Source organism: Pseudomonas oryziphila, assembly GCF_003940825.1.
GTDB classification, from domain to species: Bacteria; Pseudomonadota; Gammaproteobacteria; order Pseudomonadales; family Pseudomonadaceae; genus Aquipseudomonas; species Aquipseudomonas sichuanensis.
Map to the genome: position 1 here is coordinate 2,700,973 of NZ_CP034338.1, position 18,778 is coordinate 2,719,750.

Below are 18,778 nucleotides of genomic sequence, written 5' to 3' on the forward strand. Positions count from 1 at the left end.
GGTCAGTTGCCTTTGTCCAGGGGGGTGGTCAGCTCGAGGTACAGGCCGTCCTCGTCGTTCTCCAAGCCCAGGGCCATGCGCTGCATGCCCGTTACATACTGGCCTTCGTCGATCGCCAGGCGCCTGGGCTGCTCTTGCGCATCGAGCGGGCTCTCGCCCAGGGCGCTGGTCAGCGCCTCGACCACTGGTTGCTCCAGAGTGCCTTGCAGGTCGCTGTTGTCCAAGCACGATTCGAGGTAATCCAAACCTGCGTCCCAGCGCTCTCGCAACCCATCGAAACGTGCCTGATACTGTGCGCGCAGCAGCCTGCGCCAACTGGAGTGGCGCGATACTGCCTGACGGCGACCTTGTAGGTCGGCGTCGCGCTCGCGGACGGTTTCTTCCACCCTGATGGACAAGGGGCCATCGATTTTCGCTATGTCGCGGTACAGCATTTTCGGCTGCAGCTCAGGGAAGTCGAGTTCCTTTGCCAGTTCGCTGCGCAAGGTCAGCCGGATCTCGATCAGGTCCAGGCCAATCCCGAGCTCATCCAGCAGCATGGCATCGGTGATGGTGTCGGAGCGATACAGTGCGGGCAGGGTCGGCGCCTTGCCGCGCTCGGCAGCTGGCTGTGCCTCCCAGTGACGTCGCTCAAGCAGGCCGGTGCGCCTGTTCTCCCGCGCGTTGCGGATGTCCATGGCCAGTTCGTTGACCTGGTCCCGTCGGTAGAGGCTACGGAAGAAGTCGAACAGTTTTGGGGTCGCATTCGGTTGGCCGTCGGCCCGGTCGTAGGCCATGACTTCGATCTGCAAGGTACCGAAGGCATCGGCGCCGGCATCGCCACAGGTGACCGGAAAGGTCCCGGCAACCTCATTCAGGCGCTCGCGCAGTTGCGTATCTTCGGCTGCACGCGCCAGCAGTTGCCAGATCTGTTCGGCAAGCGCCGAGGTGTTCTCCTGCGCAGCACGGGACATGCCCACCAGTTCGATGGCCTGGCGCAAGTCGGGGTATTGGTCATCGCCGAACAGGTTGTCCCAAGTTTCCTGCTCCTGCGCGCTGGCGGTTTCCCGCCAATTAACCTGTTGCGCGTCGGCCTGCTCCAGATCTGCCTCTGCCGCAACGCCAACCCTGGTCAAGCGCTCTCGCAACCGAGTGTTCAGCGGGTTGTAGTTGAGCAGCAGTTGTTGACCCTCCAGGTGGAAACGCAGGTTGCGCATGAAGTGCGTGCGCAGCAGCGCATCTGGATCGGGGACAGTCGCGATCCGGTTGTTGCTCAGGTTTACCTGGCGCAACACGCCGATTTCGTTTTCCATCAAGTTGTTCAGCCCGGTCGGCCAGGCGCTCAGTTCGCAGTGTTCCAGGTTCAGAGTCTGCAAGCTGATCATTCTCGACAGGTCAGGGCTGAGCCGCAGCGGATTGCCACCCAGGTTCAGCTCGCGCAACCGCCGTATGTCAGCGAAGAGGGGCGCCCTCGCGGCATCCAGGGTGATGTCGTTGCGGTAAAGGTCCAGTTTGGAGAGCTTCGGCAGCTTGGCCAATGCCAGCAGATCTGCGACGCTCAGGGTCAGCTCGTTGCGCCTTAGCGAAAGCGCTTCGAGCTCGGTGAGCTCTGGCAACACCTCTCGCGCGGAGCCTGGCAGTTCCAATAGCAGGCAGCCTTCAACATGCAGCTCGCGAAGCTTCGGGGCATGTTGCAGGGCCTCGAATAGCGACGAGGCTTGCAGGTTTGGACTGCTTTGGATATGCAACCGCTCGAGCGAGGGGAACGACTGTAGTAAGTCTCGGGGAATATTGGCGAGGTTGACGTTGTCCAGGCTGAACGTGGTGATATGGTCAAAGCGAGCGGACATGGCGGGCAGCTCGATGATAGCGGCGTCCAGGTTGGCCAGCTCGAGCGTATTGCCATCGAGGCGATGCCAGCAACGAATCAGTTCGTGGGCTATTTGCTGGGTATTTCGCTGCCCGTTTTCAGCAGTTTGCTCCACCCATTGCGCCAGTTGCGTGCGCAGCGTGGTGATTTCCTGAGCCATGGCTTTTATCTGGCTGGGGACGTCCCCTCGGCTGCGCAGGGTGGCCAGCAGCTCGCCCATTTGCCTATCGTTCAGCGCCGGAAAAAGCCCTTTGAGTTCGCTTTTCAGCTTGGAGCCCGAGCCCCACGGGCTCAGCGGGTAACCCAGGCGTCCGTCGCTCAGGCGCATGGGCGGGCGGAAATTCGCCCGGATGGCCTGCTGGCCAAGCAATCGCGACATGCCGGAGCGGTCGGCCAGCGCAGCTTTGAGCACCTGCTTGGCGGTCCACTCGGGATGCTGGGTCAGCAGGCTTTTGCGGATTAGCCTGCTATCGGCATTCTCCAGGGTTGGCCGATGGAGGCCCAGCAGCGCACGGTCCATGCGTACGCGCGCCTGCAGGCCGCGTGCCTGTTCAGCGACTCGCAGCGGCACTCGTTCGGCGAGCAAGCGGGCGCGTTCTGTGCTGCGGGTTGCACCGACGATATCCTCGAGGGTGTTCTGCGGCAGCGTTGGGAATTGCTTGCCCAATACCTGGGCTGCCGGGCTCAGTGGCGAACGCAGGCCAAGGTAGAGGCTGTCGAACAGATGTTGACGCTGGGCAAGGAGGTGATCGGCCAACAGGTCCTGTAGCGCCTGCTGGCGTTGCCCGGCTGTCGTGCCCTCGGGCAGCAGCCTGGCAAGGCTGGCCTCGTCGAGGTGGTCGAGGACAATGCGCGCCAGGTCGCCCCTGTCCAGATCGGAGCGGGTCAACGGAATTTCCCGGTCACCCAACCGGTCACGCCCATATCGGGTGACGTTGCCCCAGGGTTCGGGGCCATCGTACACCTTGATCAGAACGTCTTCGGGCCAACCAGCCAGGCTGCTGAGGGCGGATGCGGCAAAGCTCTTGTAGGCGGCCAATGGCCGACCGTCCCGAGTGCGGGCGATGATGTCGTCGGCCTCAAAATCCTTGCTCAGGCGCAACAAGGCATCTTCAAGGAGTGTCGGTAGCGGCTCACCGTCGGCGAGCACGGACTCCAGTGTTCCACGGTCGAGGCCTGTACAGTCGAGCACGGCGAGCAGGTCGGCGTCGCTCAACAGGTCGGTGGAGGGCCCCAGGCGACGCAGCAATTTCGGCGTTGGCCAGTCCGTAACGCGCTCGTGCGCCAGGCGCCAGGCACCCTTGCCATTGCCGTGCAGGGCTGGCCGGTAGGCGGTCGGGTCTTGCGGGTGGAGCAATTCCCAATGCCCATTCGTGTTCTTTTGCACTTCGAAGGTTTCACCGTCGAGACGGACGAAGTCCTGGTCGTCGAGCTTGTACAAGCCTTGATCGTTCGGCTTCAGTTCGGCAGGTATCACCACCTGGCTACGGTAGGCGGTCAGTTGCGGGTGCCACAACTTCTCCTTGCCCTCGATAGTGATTGTTTCCAGCCAGTCGACGAAGCCGGAGGATTTGATCAGCTTGGCGGCGGTTCCGATCACCACGGCGCTGGCCGCGGTGAGGGCCAATGACTCGACCTGTGCCACTGCCTCGGCGTAGTCGCCCTCTTGCCAGGCCTCGAAGGCATGAAAGATGTTCCCCATCAGCTGTACGGCAAACACACCCAGCATGACGACATCGAGCCCCGGCACGAACAGGGCGGCGACATTGAGCACGTTCATCCCAAGTTCTTCCCACGAATCCAGGAGCGCCTGGCGGGCCTTGGCGTCGGCATCGGCGGTGGGTACCGCGATTGCCCGGGCATTGTCCTTGAGAGCGAGAACATGAGCGTCGTACAGATTGTCCCAGTACGGGGCGGTGATTTGCCGCTCGCGAATACCCAAGTCCGGTGGGTTCACGGGGCGAATGCCGGTAGGCAAGCGTCCCGGCGGCGGCGAAACCACGACGGCAGTTTTGAGCAACGCCTTGTCGAGCTCAACGCCCATTTTGGGGCGATCACCTTGCCCTATGTGTTCCAGAAACCGCTGGCGATAGTCTTTGTTGCGCAGACGATCGATCAAGTGGTTGGTCAGTTTCTCCAGGCTGGTGAACTCCTGGAGCGGGCAGTCATCGTCGAAAGGCAGGTAGGCGATCACGTTCTGATCGGTCGAGGTGGCCGGCCCGAGCAGCATTGCGTCGTTGACCTGCATCCCGAGCACCTTGAGGCTACGTACGGTGATGGGATGCCTGCCATAGCGGGGCGTCGCGCCTTCGGTACAGAAGTAGCGCAGCGCCTCGTAGCCCAACTGCGTGACGCGGTTGCGGATGAGCGCGATCAGTGCCTGTACGGTCAGCTCGGCGCGCTGTGCGTTGACCCATGCTGCTCGCACCTGCCCCTTGCGCGTGCCGTCGAACACGCTCTCCAGATGCGTCTGGTAGCGCTTGCCCAGGTCTAGCTTGCGGCAGCGCGTGACGAAACTGGTGACGCTCAGGCCGGGTACGCTGGCAGGGTCGCGGGGGCTGACTTGCAAGGTACTGAACGGGCCGACTTCGCTCATGCCTTCGAAATTGTGCATGGCTGCTTCGAGCAGGCTGCGCGTGACCGGGGTGCCGACTGGTTCGGCGATCCACTGCGGTTGGTAGGCGCCTCCTGGCAGACCCAGCTCTTCCAATCCCGGCACGTTCTCCAGGTCGCCTGTGCGAACCATCTCGAATGGCTGGTAGCAATACTGCGCCTCGGTCAGCGGCACATTGATGTGCAGCGCATTCTTGAGCAGGGGGTCGCAGAACTGCGGCAATGTCTGCAGTTCGCTCAGCGCTTGCGCCAGGCGCTTACGACTGACGGTGCGCTGGCGGATGGCCTCGCGCAGTTGCAATTGATGGTCCGCTGATGCCGTGCTGAACCATGGGGTGGGTTGCCCGTTTTCCTGGATGTGCTCGTTGTGAGCGTGGCGCATCAGGCGGTTGATGTGCTTTGGGTGCAGTTGACGGGTCCAGTCCGGTATGCCGTTCAGGATTTGTTGCTGGTGATAAGGGGTGGCTGGGGTTTCCATGTTCATTCCTGAAGTTTTTTTGGGGGTTCCATCCAACACCGCATGGCTGCAAGCCAGGCGGTACATAGTTCACACGGTCGGTATGTCGTTACCGGGCAGATACGGTCGTTGGCGCGCACGTCACGGTCGTCAGCAGGCCAATCCTGAGCTTCGGTGTGCGCGAAGGTGGGCGTGGGGCACCCTGCGGTGCCGGAGGATCTGGCCCTGGGCATGGCCCCGGGCCCTGCCAGGGAGCGAAGTGATGGGGACGTCCGCCAATGCCAAGGATCATCTGCTCGATCTCGACGGTATCGAGGTTGCGGTGCGCATCTGGGGGCCGGAGGACGGTATCCCGGTATTGGCCGTGCATGGCTGGCTGGACAATGCCGCTTCGTTCGAGCGCCTGGCGCCGTTGCTCGACGGCTGCTTCGTGGTGGCGCCCGACCTGGTTGGGCATGGTCGCAGCGACCACCGTCGCGACGACAGCGGCTACTACCTGTGGGAGCACGCCGAAGACCTGCTGGCAGTGGTCGACAGCCTGGGGCTGTCGCGTTTCCATGTGCTGGCGCATGGCATGGGCACGGGGATCGCCTCGATTCTCGCGGCGCTGACCAGCGCCATCGCCAGCATGCAGTTTCTCGACGGCATGGGCGCACCGTTCACCGTGGCCGAAGGCGAGCGAGTCGAGCACATGGCGCGCGCCATGCGGCTCAAGCGTCTGCTGTTGCGCAGTCGCCAGCAGGGTTTTGCCGCCTCGCGGCCGCAGCTTTTCGACAACCTTGAGCAGGCCCTGGGGCAATGCCGCAGCAACTGGCAGGGGGGGCTTTGCGCGTCGGCCGCTCGGCTGATGGCGCAACGCGACCTGTTGCAGGTGGGTGACGGCTATTGTTGGCGCCACGATCCGCGCCTGGACCTGCCCGAGCCCATGCCGCTGACCGAGCGCGAGGCTTGCGAGCTTCTGCAGCAGATCCGTTGCCCGTTGTATCTGCTGTTGGGGCAGCAGGGCGCTTTCGCGGGCGATGGCTTCGACCGGCGCCGGGCGGCGCTGCCTGGGCAGGCGCGGGTGACCTGGCACCCAGGGGGGCACCACTTCCATCTGCAGGCGCCGGGCCAGGCGCTGGCGCAGCAGATCCTGCGCACCCTGGCGCGGCACGAAAAAGGCGGATTGCTGCGCTTGGTCAACGAATGAGTGCTGGCCCTGCTAAGGTGCACAGACGCCCTTTCATGGAGTGCCGCCATGTTGCCTTCGCGCATCCTGCATATCGACCACATCGTGCTGCGTGTCAGCGACCTGCCGCGCAGCCTGGCCTTCTATCGTGACGTGCTTGGCTGCCCGGTCAGTCGTGAGCGCGAGTCGCTGGGGATGATCCACCTGGCCGCCGGCAGCAGCATGATCGACCTGGTGGCGGTCGATGGCCCTCTGGGGCTCAAGGGCGGCCCGGCACCTGGCCGTCAAGGGCACAATCTGGACCACCTGTGCCTGCGGGTCGAACCTTTCGATGAACAGGCGCTCAGTGATTACCTGCAGGGGGCAGGGGTGCGCGTTGAAGCGGCCGAAAAACGTTATGGCGCCGAAGGCGAAGGGTTGTCGTTGTACTGTTTCGACCCCGACGGCAACCGGGTCGAGCTCAAGGGCCCGTGCGTGGCCGCGACGGCCTGAATGGCCCGGCGTTCAGCCGATTTCGCCCTCGCGCCACGCCGAGACCTGGCTTAGCATGCTCAGCTTCGCTGAACAGCCTGGCACCTGGACGATGACGGACATCACTCACACCCAACATTCGATCGACACGCCTGCGGGCACGCTGCATGCCGAAAGCTGGTTGCCTGCGACTGCGCAGGGCGTGCCTATCGTGCTGCTGCATGACTCGTTGGGCTGCGTAGCGCTCTGGCGCGATTTCCCCGCGCAGCTGGCGCAGGCCAGCGGGCACCGGGTGATCGCCTATGACCGCCTGGGCTTCGGGCGTTCCGCCGCGCACCCCGGTCAGTTGCGCCGGGGTTTCGTCGAGGCCGAGGCGCACGAGGGTTTTGCTGCGCTGCGCAGGCAACTGGCCATCGACGACTTCATCGTCTTCGGCCACAGCGTCGGCGGTGGCATGGCGGTCGGCTGCGCTGCGGCCTTCGCCGAGCATTGCCGGGGGCTGGTGACCGAATCGGCCCAGGCCTTCGTTGAAGCCCGTACCCTCGATGGTATCCGCGCCGCCGATCGCCAGTTCGCCGAACCAGGGCAGCTCGAACGCCTGGCGCGTTACCACGGCGACAAGGCCGAATGGGTGCTGCGTGCCTGGGTCGACAACTGGTTGTCGGCCGACTTCGCCGACTGGCACCTCGACGGCTTGCTCGCGCAGCTGCGTTGCCCGCTGCTCAGCCTGCACGGCGACAACGACGAGTTCGGTAGCCTGGCCCACCCCGAACGTTTTACACGCCTGGCAGGCGGCCCGAGCCGAATGCGGGTGCTGGCTGATTGCGGGCATGTGCCCCATCGCGAGCAGGCCGACCAGGTGCTCAAGGAAGTGCTGCGTTTTCTCGGCTGAACCTCGTCACCCAAGCGCAATGCTTATCCGTCTGCGTGGCCCGTTCAGCCACGCACCCTGCAGGCGAATGGATATCCCGGCAAAGCCGATTATGCTTTTGATTACCTTGCCGCGATCCGGGGCAACGCCCCGTCGTGCTTCGCCGCAACCTGTAAGCCCTATGGCCTGGGTGCGCGCGTTGCAACCTGTTGAGCAACCTGGCCTACCTGATCTTCACGGAGGCGACCCATGGCGGTCCTCGACAGCGCATCCACGGGCAGTAGCGCGCCCCAACGTGGCATCACCCGGGAAGAGCGCAAGGTCATCTTCGCCTCTTCGCTGGGCACCGTGTTCGAATGGTACGACTTCTACCTCTATGGCTCGCTGGCGGCGATCATTGCCAAGCACTTCTTTGCCGGGGTAAACGAAACCACTGCGTTCATCTTCGCCTTGCTGGCGTTCGCTGCCGGCTTTGCCGTGCGGCCGTTCGGCGCGATCGTATTCGGCCGGCTGGGTGACATGATCGGGCGCAAGCACACGTTCCTCATCACCATCGTGATCATGGGGCTGTCCACCGCGATCGTCGGTTTGCTGCCCAACTACGCCACCATCGGCGTGGCGGCGCCGGTCATCCTGATCACCCTGCGCCTGCTGCAGGGATTGGCGCTGGGCGGTGAGTACGGCGGCGCGGCCACCTATGTGGCGGAACATGCACCGAAAGGACGGCGCGGCTTCTTCACCGCGTGGATTCAGACCACCGCCACCCTCGGGCTGTTCCTGTCGCTGCTGGTGATCCTCAGCTGCCGCACACTCATGGGCAGCGAGGTGTTCGAGGACTGGGGCTGGCGAGTGCCGTTCCTGTTGTCGATCCTGCTGCTGGCGATTTCGGTGTATATCCGCCTGCAGCTCAACGAGTCACCGGTGTTCCTCAAGATCAAGGCCGAAGGCAAGGCGAGCAAGGCGCCGCTGACCGAGTCGTTCGCCCGTTGGGACAATCTCAAGGTGGTGATCATGTCGCTGCTCGGCGGTACCGCCGGGCAGGCGGTGGTGTGGTACACCGGGCAGTTCTACGCGCTGTTCTTCTTGCTGCAGATGCTCAAGATCGACCCGCAGACCGCCAACCTGCTGATCGCAGGGTCGCTGTTGATCGGCACGCCGTTCTTCATCCTGTTCGGCAGCCTGTCCGATCGCATCGGCCGCAAGCCGATCATCATGGCGGGCTGCATCCTGGCCGCATTGACTTACTTCCCGATCTTCAAAGGCCTGACCGAGTACGGCAATCCGGACGTGTTCGTCGCCCAGGAGCAGAACCCGGTGGTGGTGGTTGCCGACCCTGCGCAGTGTTCGTTCCAGTTCGACCCAGTGGGCAAGGCCCGTTTCACCAGCTCGTGCGACATCGCCAAGAGCCTGTTGGCCAAGCGCGCCATCCCCTACGAAAACCAGGCCGCCGAGCCCGGCAGCGTGGCTCAGGTGCGCATTGGCGAGCGGGTGTTGCCCAGCTTCGATGGCCGCAGCCTGGCGACGGCGGACTTCAAGGCGCAGAACGACGCCTTCACCGGCACCTTGGGCGCGGCGTTGAAAGAGGCCGGTTACCCGGAAAAAGCCGACCCTGCGAAGATCCACTACCCGATGGTGTTGCTGCTACTGACCATCCTGGTGATCTACGTGACCATGGTCTACGGGCCGATCGCCGCCTGGCTGGTGGAGCTGTTCCCGGCGCACATCCGCTACACCTCGATGTCGCTGCCGTACCACATCGGCAATGGCTGGTTCGGCGGCTTCCTGCCGACCGTGGCCTTCGCCATGGTGGCGGCCACCGGGGATATCTACTACGGGCTTTGGTACCCGATCGTGATTGCGGTGATGACGGCGGTGCTGGGCACCTTCTTCCTGCCGGAAACCAAGGACCGGGATATCACCCACACGTGATGGGCCAACATCATCGCGGGGCAAGTCGCATCGGCGCACCGCCGCTCCCACGTTGCGGACTTCCCGCAAGTCCGGATAAAACGTGGGAGCGGCGGTGCGCCGATGCGACTTGCCCCGCGATGGCATCCACTCAGTCGAAATACCCGCGCAGGCTGTAGCGATAGCCGGTATCGACCTCGGCGTTGCCGGCGTGGCTGTAAGTCTTCTTCAATACGAACTCGAACGCCGGCTCGTACAGCCCATCGCGCACCAGCGCCCCCGCCAGCACCTCCACTTCATACAAGCCGTTGGCCAGCTCGATGATCGGTCGCCCTGGCTCCTGGTAGCGGGCCAGCAGGTCACCGAGGGTCTTGTTGGTGAAATGCTGCAGCACGCGCCAGGTGAACAGCATCAGTGCGCGGTTCTCCACCCGCAGCACATGGCCGCTACGGCGGTGCTTGAGGCGGCTGCCCGGTTCGAGCAGGGCCGGGGTGCCCTGGTCGAGGGTGAACAGGATGCGGTAAGGCAGGTTGTCGATACCGGCCAAAGGCAGGATCACGCCCTCGTGCACCGCCAGGTCGCCACTGTCTCCGGTGGTGAAGGCGCGCGCCAGGTCATCGGGCAGATCGTGTTCGTGCTTGAAGTGCTCCAGCAGTTGAATGTCGCCGAGCAGGAAATAGTCGACCAGGTCGTTGAGGACCTCGCTGAATTCATAGCGCATGGTTTTTCCTTGTTGTGGCTGCGCTGAGCGGGATCGAGCAATGTAGCGGAGCGAGCAAGGGCGACGCCACCGCGGCGTTGCCCGATAGCGTCGGGGTCAGTGACGTTGCGCGATCTGGATGAGGTTGCCGCAGGTATCGTCGAATACCGCCACAGTCACCGGCCCCACATCCGTGGGTGGCTGGGTGAACTGCACGCCGGCCTTGCACAGCCGGGTGTATTCGCTCTGGATATCGCGTACGCCGAACGAGGTGGCCGGGATTCCATCCTGCTTCAGCGCGGTCTTGTAGGCCTTGGCTGCCGGATGGGCATCGGGTTCGAGCAGCAGCTCGACACCGTTGGGGTCGTTGGGGGAGGTGAGGGTGATCCAGCGATGCTTGCCCATGGGGACATCGTGTTTGGGCTCGAAGCCGAGCACGTAGTGGTAGAACGACAAGGCCTTGGCCTGGTCGTCGACGAGGATGCTGGTGACCACGATCTTCATAGGCGCACACCGATGTGGGTGGGTGTTACAGCAAGTAAAGACGGTCGCTGCGCTTTGACCAGCGCGGGCCGTAAAGTCCTTACCCGGCCTTGCGCAAAGTCAGGTTGATGCGCCGCTCCCCCAGTCGAGGATGCACGCCGGGCTTGATCGGCAGCACGCCGTGAAAGCGCAGGCGGTCCTCGCCGCCCCAGACCAGCACGTCACCATGGTTCAGCGCGATTCGCTGCGCGCGGTCGGCGCGTTGCAGCCCGCCGAACAGGAACACCGCGGGCAACCCCAGTGAAATCGACACGATCGGCTGGCCGAAGTCGCGCTCGTCACGGTCCTGATGCAGGCTCAGCCGGGTGCCGGGCAGGTAGTGGTTGATCAGGCAGGCGTCCGGCACGAAGCCGTCGAACCCGGCCAGCGCGGCAGCGCGCCCGGCCAGTGCCAGCAATACCGCTGGCAGGGCCGGCCAGGGCTGGCCGCTTAAGGGATCGAGCGGGCTGTAGCGGTAGCCGCGCTCATCACTGACCCAGCCCAGCGCCCCGCAGTTGCTCAGCGCCACCGCCATGCGCTGGCCGCCGGGGGTGTGCATGTGGCGCCAGGGTGCGGCGCGCAGCACCGGGCGCAAGGCATCGAGCAGGGCTTCGACCTCGCCCAGGGCGAAGTCGGGCAGCAGCACGGTATGGCTGGCCAGGCGTTGTGGCTGGGAGCCGAACAGGTCGAGGTCGGACTGGATCATCAGGTGGCGGCCGAGCAGGCAGGACAGGCGGCCAGTGTAGCGCTGTTGCCAGGTGAGGGAAAAAGGAACCGCGGCGCCAGGGAGAGCGGACACCGCAGTTCAAAGGGGGAGCGGGTCAGTGCTGGGTGACGGTGGCCATGTTGGTGTTGCCGTACTGGGTGATGCTGGCGGTCTGGCTGGCACCGGCTTGGTCGACGAAGGCCTGGTTGCCGTTGCCGCCCTGGGTCACGTAGGCGACGTTGACGCCGTCGGTCTGTTTGATGGTGGCCTGGTTGCCGCTGCCGTACAGCTGGTAGGTGTAGCTCTGGTTACCGCTGCCGGACTGGTCGATGTTGACGATGCCACCGTTGCCGGCGGAAATGCCTTCGGCGTAGTTGGCGGTACCGCGCTGGTCGGCAATCAGCAGGTTGTCGCTGCCGTTCTGCTCGAAATACAGCTCGTTGTTGGTATCGGCCTGTTTGGTCTCCATGGTGTTGCGGTTGCCGTTCTGGCTCAGCTTGGCGAACTGGCCGGTGTCCTTCTGGTTGAGGTTGACGCTGTTCTGATTGCCCACCTGGCGAATCTCGGCGCGCTGGTCGTTGCCGAACTGCCCACCGGATTTCTCGCCCTTCCAGTTGCTGGCCAGGATCTTGTTGCCGTTGCCCTGGGTGGTGATGGTCAGGCTGTGGTTGTCACCGGTCTGGTAGGTGAAGTGCAGGTTGTTGTTGCCGGTCTGCGTGATGCTGGTCACCGACTGGTTGGTCTCGAACTGGTCCGACCAGCTGGCGTTGGCGCGGCCGTTCTGGCTCAGGGTGGCACTGTTGCCCTCGCCGAAACTCTGGTCGATGTAGCCTTCGTTGAGCTGGCCGGTCTGGTAGACGCTGGCCTGGCTGGCGGTCTGGTTGTCCTGCCACACCTCCACGGAATGGCCGGTGCCGTACTGGTCGATGCCGATGGTGCCGCCGAAGCCGTTGCGCTGGTCACCGTAGGCCCAGTTTTCCCGGCCCTGCTGGTAGATGGCGATGTCGCCGTCCTGGTGGGTGAGGTGCTCGGCGGCGGCCTGGTTGTCGTTGCCGCTCTGGTTGATCAGGCTGCGGTTGTTGCTGCCGCCGAACAGTTGCTCGATGGTGGCGTCGTTGCGCTGCCCCGATTGCTGGGTGGTGGCCTGGCTGCCGAGTTGGGTGTCCTGCCAGATCACCGAGCGGTTGCCGGTGCCTTCCTGCATCTGCAGAGCCTGGTTGTTCTCGCCCACTGACTGGCTGGCGAAGGCGTCGTTGAGGGTGCCGCCGGACATCTGGGTGATCTGGCTGCCGTTTTCGAACAGCTGCTCGGCGTAGCCGGCGTTGAGCGAACCGGTGGCGATCTGCTGGATATCGCTGGTGCTGTTGTCCTGCACGGCCATGTGGTTGTGGTCGCGGCCGGTCTGGCTCTGGCTGGCCGAGGCGTACGAGGCCTGGGTCTGTTTCACTTCGGCGATGTTCTTGTTGCCTTGCTGGGACTGGGTGGAAGTGCTGTCGTCGGCCATGACCTGGCCGGCCAGCGCCAGGACAATGGCGGCGCTCAGGGGGGCGAGCTTGTACATGGTGAAGCCTCCTGCGGTTTCGATGGCGTTAACGGTATTGGGTGATGTGCACTTGCTGGCCATTGCCGGCCTGGGTCACGGCGCTGGTCAGCCCCGTGCCGCTCTGCTCGATGGTGGCGGTGTTGTGGTTGCCGATCTGCTCGATGGCGGCCGTGTTGCCGCTGCCGTTCTGGCGGATCGACGCGTTGTTGCCGTAGCCCTGTTGGTTGATCGAGGCCATCAGGTCACTGCCTTGCTGCAGGATGTACGCCTCCTGCGCGCCCCCGGCCTGGACGATCTGGCCCAGCAGGGCCACACCGTTCTGGTCGAGGGCGGCACGGTTGCCGTTGCCCTGCTGCTCGATCACCGCCACCTGGCCGGCAGCGCTGGGCAGCAGCCGCAGCACCAGCGGCTCGCCCAGGTCGTTGCCGGCCGCGAGGTCGGCGTTGTCCATCAGATCGTCGGCCCAGGCCTGGCCACTCAGGGCCAGGCACAGCAGCAGCGGGGACAGGCGTTTCATGGCGCGCTCCTTTGGCTTACTGCACCACCACGTTGACGGTGCGCGTGGTGCCCTGGCTGCTGGTCACGGTTGCCGTAGGCGCCGCCGTCGGTACCGCCGTGGTGCTGTTGCTGACGGCCAGGCGCCAGCGGCCGGTGACCGGCACGGTGGTGGTACCCAGGGTCTGCACGCCGGTGGTGGTGGTCACCCGTACGGTGATGGTGTTGCCGGTGGTCACCGATGAGGTGCCGCTGATGTCCCAGTTGTAGCGGTTGTTGGAGCGGGCCGTGACCGTTGCCGCGGTGACCGCGAAGGTCTCCTGGGGTGGCCGTGGCGACACCTGCACGGTGACCGTGCCAGGGGTGGACAGGGCGCCGATCGAGTCACGCGCGATGTAGGTGAAGGTGGTGCTGAACGCTGCGGTGACCGTGGCCGGGGGCGTGTAGGTGATGGTGCTGCCGTTGGTGCTCACCGTGCCGCGCCCGGCCGGGATCGGCTGGGTGACGCTGGCGATGGTCAGCGGCAGGTTGCCCTCCGGGTCGGTGTCATTGGCCAGGGCGTCGATGGTCAGGGGAACGCCCAGGGTGGCGACACTGTCGGCCACTGCCGTGGGTGCCCGGTTGGGCGCGACGTTGACGGTTACCGTGGCCGGGTCCGACTTCAGCCCCTTGGCATCCATGGCGCGGTAGCTGAAGGTCGCCACCAGCGGGCTGGTTGCGCCGGCCGGTGGTGTGTAGGTAACGGAAGTGGTGCCGTTCATCACCACGCCGCCCAGGCCGGTGCCGGGTTGGGTGAGGTCGCTGATGGTCAATGGCAGGTTGCCGTCCGGGTCGCTGTCGTTGGCCAGCAGGTTGAGGGTGACCGGGACGCCGACACTGGTGCTGCCGCTGTCGGCCTGGGCCAGCGGCGGCTGGTTGCCGGCCGAGATCGGCGCGTTGCCGACCACCACCACCGGCTCGACGTCGCTGCCGCCATGGGCGGACTTGACGGTGATGCTGGCGGGTGGCTGGTTCAGATCGTTGACCGTCAGGCTTTGCAGCACGCCGGCCTTGGACATGCGCCCGTAGCCCTGCACCACCAGGTCTGGCACTGCCACCTCGTCGCTGGAGCGGGCCTCGACCAGCAGGCGCTTGGTGACCCAGTCGTAGCGGGCGTTGGTGACCCGTACCACGTCGCTGAGCTTGCTCGACACGGCGGTGGGTTTGGTGGTGCCGCCGCTGCTGCTGGCGGTGACCACCACCACCGGCGGTGGCGCGGCCTGGCTCAACTGCTGGCTGAAGAACAGCCCGTTGTTGTCTGGCAGCAGGTTGAACTGGCAGGGCGAGGGTGGCGAGCCGACCAGCGCCAGGCCATTGCGCATGCATACGCTGGCGGTGTTCGGGGCCTTGGCGAAGACTTCGACGCGGGTGCCGACGCCGCTACGTGAATAGGTGGCGCGCTCGAGGGTGACCGGGGTCTGGGCGCGTTGGTCGAGGACCTTGCCGGAGACCGTGAAGACGTTGGTCTGGATCGTGCCCGCCGGGCCTTGGATGCGCACGAAGTTGGTGTTGTTCGGGCTGCCGGTCACCGCTTCGGTGGTGTTGGGGTCGCCGACGAAGGTTTCGGTGGCGCCGGTGTCCGGATTGACTTCGGTGTACGGGCCGCCGACACCGCGCAGGAACGGGCCGATGTTGCCGTTTAGCGCACCACTGAAGTTGCCTGGGGCACCGATGCCGATGTCGCGGGTGATGTTGACCGCGCGGCGGCCCACCTGGTTGGCGGCGACGGTGACGGTTTCCACGCCGTAGGGGTGGGTGATGGTGTAGGTGCCTGCGGTGGGTATCGAGGCGCGGATGCGGATGCGGGCGAAGCTCTGCTGGTCGCCGTCGACCGGGTTTTCGGCGGCGAAGGCCGCCTCTACGCCGGCCACATAGACTTCCAGCTCGTAGCCACTGTTGCCTACTGCAGGGATCGAGGTCTCGGCGAGGAACCAGAACATCTCGGGCGGCCAGTTGTCGGGGAACACCAGCGGCAAGGTGTCGTCATAGACCCCAGGCTCCGGCAGCAGGGTGCACATGTAGGCCGGGGCGCCTGGCGCACCGGGGAAGCGGGTACTGGTGGCACGCGACTGGCACAGCTCCAGCGACAGGTTGGTGGCGTCCTTGTACCACATGGGGTAGCCCCCGGTGGCGAAGGTGTAGGGGCCCGGGTCGACCTCGGTCAGCACGGCCCAGGCCGCGCTGCTCACGCTGAGGCTGAAACCGGCGGCGCACAGCGCCCGGCGTGACCAAGTATTCATGCTGCCTCCTGGAAGTCTGTTCATGGCACCAGCACCACGGGTTCGCTGTCGCTGCCGCCATGGCTACTGCTGACTTGCACCGTGGCCGGTGGTATCGGCGTCAGCCCGGTGGTCAGGGATTTCACCGCGCCGCTGCCGCTGAGGTTGCCGATCAGCGCGCCGTTGCCGGTATGCGCGGTCAGGGCTGGAGGGCTGGTCTCGTCGCTGCTGCTGGCCACCAGGGTCAGCTGGCCGCTGCCCAGGCTGTATTCGGCGCGGCTGATCACCACCAGGTCGGTCAAGGGCATCGGCGTGGTGGTCGGAGTGCTGGTGGCGATAGCCAGGCTGTTGTCGGCGGTGACCTGCAGGGTCACTGGCAGGGTGGGGTTGAGCACGGACTGGGCATACCAGCTGCCGGTGCCGTTGGCTTCGCCCAAGGCCAGTGCCGGGGTCTGGCTGCTGAGGGTGACGGTGGCCGGCGCCGGCGGCGCCATGACGAACACATCCTGCTGGGCGCGCAGGTTGCCGTTTTCGGTATGCCGGGAGTAGGTGCTGCGCTGCGGGATCAGCGGGGTTGGCCGGTTGACCTCGGACAGCTTGCCGGACACGCTGAAGACCGTGGTGCGCAGGTCGATGCCGTTGGGGCCTTCGATGCGCACGAAGTTGGTGTTGAAGGGGCTGCCAGTGACCGGCTCGTCCAGGTTGGGGTCGCCGATGAAGCGTTCGTTGCCTTCGGTATACGGGCCGTTGACGCTACGCAGGAACGGCCCGACATCGCCCTTGAGTGCGCCACTGAAGTCGCCCGCACCGGCGATACCGATGTCGCGGGTCATGTTGATTGCCCGGCGCCCGCCAGCCGGCACGTCGAACACTTCGACGCCATAGGGGTGGGTGACGGTATAGGTGCCTGCCACCGGGACATCGACGCGAATGCGCACCCGGGCGAAGCTGACCTGGTCGCCGGCGATCGGCTCTTCGGCGGCGAATGCCGCTTCGATGGCCGTGCCAAAGCTCAGGTCGATACCGCGGGCGGCGTCGACGATCGCGGCATCGGCGGTGAACCAGAAGGCTTCGTCGGGGAAATTGGTGGGGAACACTATGGGTTGGGTGTCATCGAACACGCCGGGGGTGGGCAACAGCGTGCACATGTAGGCTGGCGCGCCGGGCGCACCGGCAACCCGAGAACTCACGGCCTTGGTCAGGCACAGGTCGAGGGTGCGGCCATGGCTGTCCTGATACCAGGCTGGGAAGCCGCTTGCGGGCGCGGGTGGGTAGGGACCGGGGTCGACCGCATACAACGCAGCCTGGGCCGGTAGCTGGAGCAGGCCGGCGACGATCGCGATGGCCAGCGGACGGGGTGTCGGTCGGTGCATGAGTCGATTCCTCCTGCAAACGGGCCCATGGGTTGGGGCGTCTGGGGAGGAGTCGGCAAGTGTTGTGCCAGGTTGATCGAGATGCTCTGCAAGCCTTTAACGGCAGGGCCTGCAGCCTGTATGGCCATCAACATGCTGGGAAACTCGGGTGGGCAGCTGGCCCCAGCTTTGGGGAATCGGGGCGTGCACTGGCGATGCTTCACAGGTCTTCAGACATGCACCAAGGCGGGCGCCGCCTCTTTCACAGGACTACATCGCCCGAAACAGATGTGGGAGCTGGCTTGCCAGCGATGCGCCGCGCGGGCGGCGCTCGATCTTGAGGGCGCTGCAAGAGTGTCGCCATGCACCTGGTGGCCCACATCTGATCCCAGGGGGCGCTGGGCGCCACACTGTTGGCCCTGAAAATTAGTATTCGGTGATGACCACTAAGTGCTTGTCGGGATATCGCTTGATGGCTGCCAAGTGCTCGCAGGTATTTTTGCAGCGCCTATGAAATCGAGCGCCGCCCGCGCGGCGCATCGCTGGCAAGCCAGCTCCCACATTTGTTTCGGGCCAGTTACTTCTGTGGCTTCATCGCTGTCCGCCTTGTTGGCATGGCGCTACATCGAGGTGGGCGCTGTTACTGCGCCTTTCAGCGCTCGCGCATGAAGAACCCGGCCACGTACTTGCGGAAGGTCTCCAGGCTCTTGAAGTCGGCGTAGCGCTTGAAATGCTCGGTGTCCGGCTCCGGGCCGACCGGCTGCTCCAGCAACGACACCGACAACACACGGTCATGGTCCGAGGTGAGCACCAGTTCATCCATTACCTGGCCGCCGATTACCGGGCGACGCATCAGCACCTTCACGCCTTTGCCGGCCATCCAGTCGATCAGCGACACCAGCGCCTTGAGCGGTTCGCGCTCCTCGTCGCGGTACACCGGGAACAGCTGTGCGCGCGACAGCACCGGCACGCTGGCCACGTGGATCATTTCGTAGAAGTGGCTGCCGGCAGTGGCCGGCGAATACAGCGCCAGGGCCAGCAGTGGGCCGCTGGTGCGGCTGCCACCCCAGTACTGGTGGTGGCCCTGGAAGTCGAAGCCGTCCTCGCTGCGCGCATTGATCACCTTGCGCCCCTTGATCTGGTCCACGCAGTCGAGCAGCAGGCCATGGCGGCGGTGGTTGCCGAACACCGTGGCCTCGCGCAGGCGGGCTTTGAGCATCATCATGTGCTTCATGTCCAGCCGCGTTTCCAGGTAGTTGCTGGCCGGCACCCGCTCCAGCAACGGGTAGCGAGCGGCCACGCCACGCAGCTCGGCGAACTGGGCGGTGAGGTCCTTCTTCAGGTGGGTGGCGTAGACGTTCAGGCCGCTGGCCTCGATCCAGGTCAGCAGCAGCGACAGCAGGCGCTGCTGTTCACGGCGCTCGCCGGGTGTGCGCGGGCTGGCTTGGCTCGCTTCGCGCTCATCGGCACGGCGGTAGTCGCCGATCAGCCGCAAGGGCGTATCCGGGGCCAACCAGGCGGCAGGTTGGTTGGCTTCCTCGCTACGCTCGGCGGCTTCGCGTTCATCCTTGCTGAACGGGCAGCCGGGGGCGTGCTCGGGGGTGTCGGGGTTGTTGCGCAGGAACAGCGTGCCGGTGCTGCCGTTCAACGAGATGTTGAGCACCGGCAAGGCGTCCTTGCGGCAGTCGCAGGCCAGCCACTGGTTGGCGCCGCGCACTTTCATCAGCCACTGGTTGGCCTGCAGCAGTCGGGGGCCGGCGAGGGTGCCGTTGACGAAGCCGACCAGCAGCTCTTCTTCGGCGGCGGTCAGGCTGCGCACTTGCGCGGCGGATTTTTCGATGATTCGCATTGAGGGGCAGCTCCAA

13 protein-coding genes are annotated in these 18,778 nt (G+C 65.0%); 4 read left to right on the forward strand and 9 right to left on the reverse strand.

Annotated elements, in window-relative coordinates:
• Positions 1–2: 2 nt before the first annotated feature.
• Entirely contained in the window at positions 3–4,940 is a 4,938-nt protein-coding gene (locus EJA05_RS12605) for a dermonecrotic toxin domain-containing protein (RefSeq protein WP_190306060.1), read from the reverse strand.
• A gap of 241 nt (positions 4,941–5,181) precedes the next feature.
• Between EJA05_RS12605 and EJA05_RS12610 the strand changes: the two genes are divergently transcribed.
• The 4 genes from EJA05_RS12610 (at position 5,182) to EJA05_RS12625 (ending at position 9,358) form a co-directional block, all read left to right on the forward strand.
• Positions 5,182–6,108, forward strand: coding sequence for an alpha/beta fold hydrolase (locus EJA05_RS12610; protein WP_125858472.1), 927 nt, complete (start codon positions 5,182–5,184; stop codon positions 6,106–6,108).
• Positions 6,109–6,156: 48 nt separating this feature from the next.
• Positions 6,157–6,579 (forward strand): VOC family protein, encoded by a 423-nt coding sequence (locus tag EJA05_RS12615; RefSeq protein WP_125858473.1) that lies wholly within the window; start codon positions 6,157–6,159, stop codon positions 6,577–6,579.
• Positions 6,580–6,670: 91 nt separating this feature from the next.
• Complete coding sequence (locus EJA05_RS12620; protein ID WP_125463918.1) at positions 6,671–7,450, forward strand: alpha/beta fold hydrolase; 780 nt, start codon at positions 6,671–6,673, stop codon at positions 7,448–7,450.
• A gap of 228 nt (positions 7,451–7,678) precedes the next feature.
• Positions 7,679–9,358 (forward strand): MFS transporter, encoded by a 1,680-nt coding sequence (locus tag EJA05_RS12625; protein ID WP_125858474.1) that lies wholly within the window; start codon positions 7,679–7,681, stop codon positions 9,356–9,358.
• 130 nt (positions 9,359–9,488) lie between these two features.
• Here EJA05_RS12625 and EJA05_RS12630 read toward each other — a convergent pair whose 3' ends face one another.
• From EJA05_RS12630 to EJA05_RS12665, 8 genes are all read right to left on the reverse strand, one after another.
• Positions 9,489–10,058, reverse strand: a complete 570-nt coding sequence (locus EJA05_RS12630; RefSeq protein ID WP_125858475.1) for a hypothetical protein — start codon at positions 10,056–10,058, stop codon at positions 9,489–9,491.
• Between the two features lie 96 nt (positions 10,059–10,154).
• The gene (locus EJA05_RS12635) at positions 10,155–10,541 is read right to left on the reverse strand and encodes a VOC family protein (protein ID WP_125858476.1); all 387 of its coding nucleotides are present in this window, start codon (positions 10,539–10,541) and stop codon (positions 10,155–10,157) included.
• A gap of 79 nt (positions 10,542–10,620) precedes the next feature.
• Positions 10,621–11,265 (reverse strand): DNA oxidative demethylase AlkB, encoded by a 645-nt coding sequence (gene alkB / locus EJA05_RS12640; RefSeq protein WP_125861306.1) that lies wholly within the window; start codon positions 11,263–11,265, stop codon positions 10,621–10,623.
• 115 nt (positions 11,266–11,380) lie between these two features.
• Complete coding sequence (locus tag EJA05_RS12645; RefSeq protein ID WP_125858477.1) at positions 11,381–12,826, reverse strand: curlin; 1,446 nt, start codon at positions 12,824–12,826, stop codon at positions 11,381–11,383.
• Between the two features lie 28 nt (positions 12,827–12,854).
• Positions 12,855–13,325, reverse strand: a complete 471-nt coding sequence (locus tag EJA05_RS12650) for a curlin (RefSeq protein WP_125858478.1) — start codon at positions 13,323–13,325, stop codon at positions 12,855–12,857.
• A 16-nt stretch (positions 13,326–13,341) separates the two neighbouring features.
• Positions 13,342–15,582 carry an Ig-like domain-containing protein gene (locus tag EJA05_RS12655; protein ID WP_125858479.1) on the reverse strand — a complete coding sequence of 747 codons (2,241 nt, stop codon included), beginning with the start codon at positions 15,580–15,582 and terminating at the stop codon, positions 13,342–13,344.
• Between the two features lie 20 nt (positions 15,583–15,602).
• Entirely contained in the window at positions 15,603–16,934 is a 1,332-nt protein-coding gene (locus EJA05_RS12660) for a hypothetical protein (protein WP_125858480.1), read from the reverse strand.
• Positions 16,935–17,565: 631 nt separating this feature from the next.
• Positions 17,566–18,762 (reverse strand): hypothetical protein, encoded by a 1,197-nt coding sequence (locus EJA05_RS12665; protein ID WP_125858481.1) that lies wholly within the window; start codon positions 18,760–18,762, stop codon positions 17,566–17,568.
• Positions 18,763–18,778 lie beyond the last annotated feature (16 nt).

What these genes read in the sequence shown, in the direction of transcription:
- EJA05_RS12605 (WP_190306060.1), bottom strand. Translation starts at nt 4,940, where the DNA reads ATGGAAACCCCAGCCACCCCTTATCACCAGCAACAAATCCTGAACGGC.
- EJA05_RS12610 (WP_125858472.1), top strand. Translation starts at nt 5,182, where the DNA reads ATGGGGACGTCCGCCAATGCCAAGGATCATCTGCTCGATCTCGACGGT.
- EJA05_RS12615 (WP_125858473.1), top strand. Translation starts at nt 6,157, where the DNA reads ATGTTGCCTTCGCGCATCCTGCATATCGACCACATCGTGCTGCGTGTC.
- EJA05_RS12620 (WP_125463918.1), top strand. Translation starts at nt 6,671, where the DNA reads ATGACGGACATCACTCACACCCAACATTCGATCGACACGCCTGCGGGC.
- EJA05_RS12625 (WP_125858474.1), top strand. Translation starts at nt 7,679, where the DNA reads ATGGCGGTCCTCGACAGCGCATCCACGGGCAGTAGCGCGCCCCAACGT.
- EJA05_RS12630 (WP_125858475.1), bottom strand. Translation starts at nt 10,058, where the DNA reads ATGCGCTATGAATTCAGCGAGGTCCTCAACGACCTGGTCGACTATTTC.
- EJA05_RS12635 (WP_125858476.1), bottom strand. Translation starts at nt 10,541, where the DNA reads ATGAAGATCGTGGTCACCAGCATCCTCGTCGACGACCAGGCCAAGGCC.
- alkB (WP_125861306.1), bottom strand. Translation starts at nt 11,265, where the DNA reads ATGATCCAGTCCGACCTCGACCTGTTCGGCTCCCAGCCACAACGCCTG.
- EJA05_RS12645 (WP_125858477.1), bottom strand. Translation starts at nt 12,826, where the DNA reads ATGTACAAGCTCGCCCCCCTGAGCGCCGCCATTGTCCTGGCGCTGGCC.
- EJA05_RS12650 (WP_125858478.1), bottom strand. Translation starts at nt 13,325, where the DNA reads ATGAAACGCCTGTCCCCGCTGCTGCTGTGCCTGGCCCTGAGTGGCCAG.
- EJA05_RS12655 (WP_125858479.1), bottom strand. Translation starts at nt 15,582, where the DNA reads ATGAATACTTGGTCACGCCGGGCGCTGTGCGCCGCCGGTTTCAGCCTC.
- EJA05_RS12660 (WP_125858480.1), bottom strand. Translation starts at nt 16,934, where the DNA reads ATGCACCGACCGACACCCCGTCCGCTGGCCATCGCGATCGTCGCCGGC.
- EJA05_RS12665 (WP_125858481.1), bottom strand. Translation starts at nt 18,762, where the DNA reads ATGCGAATCATCGAAAAATCCGCCGCGCAAGTGCGCAGCCTGACCGCC.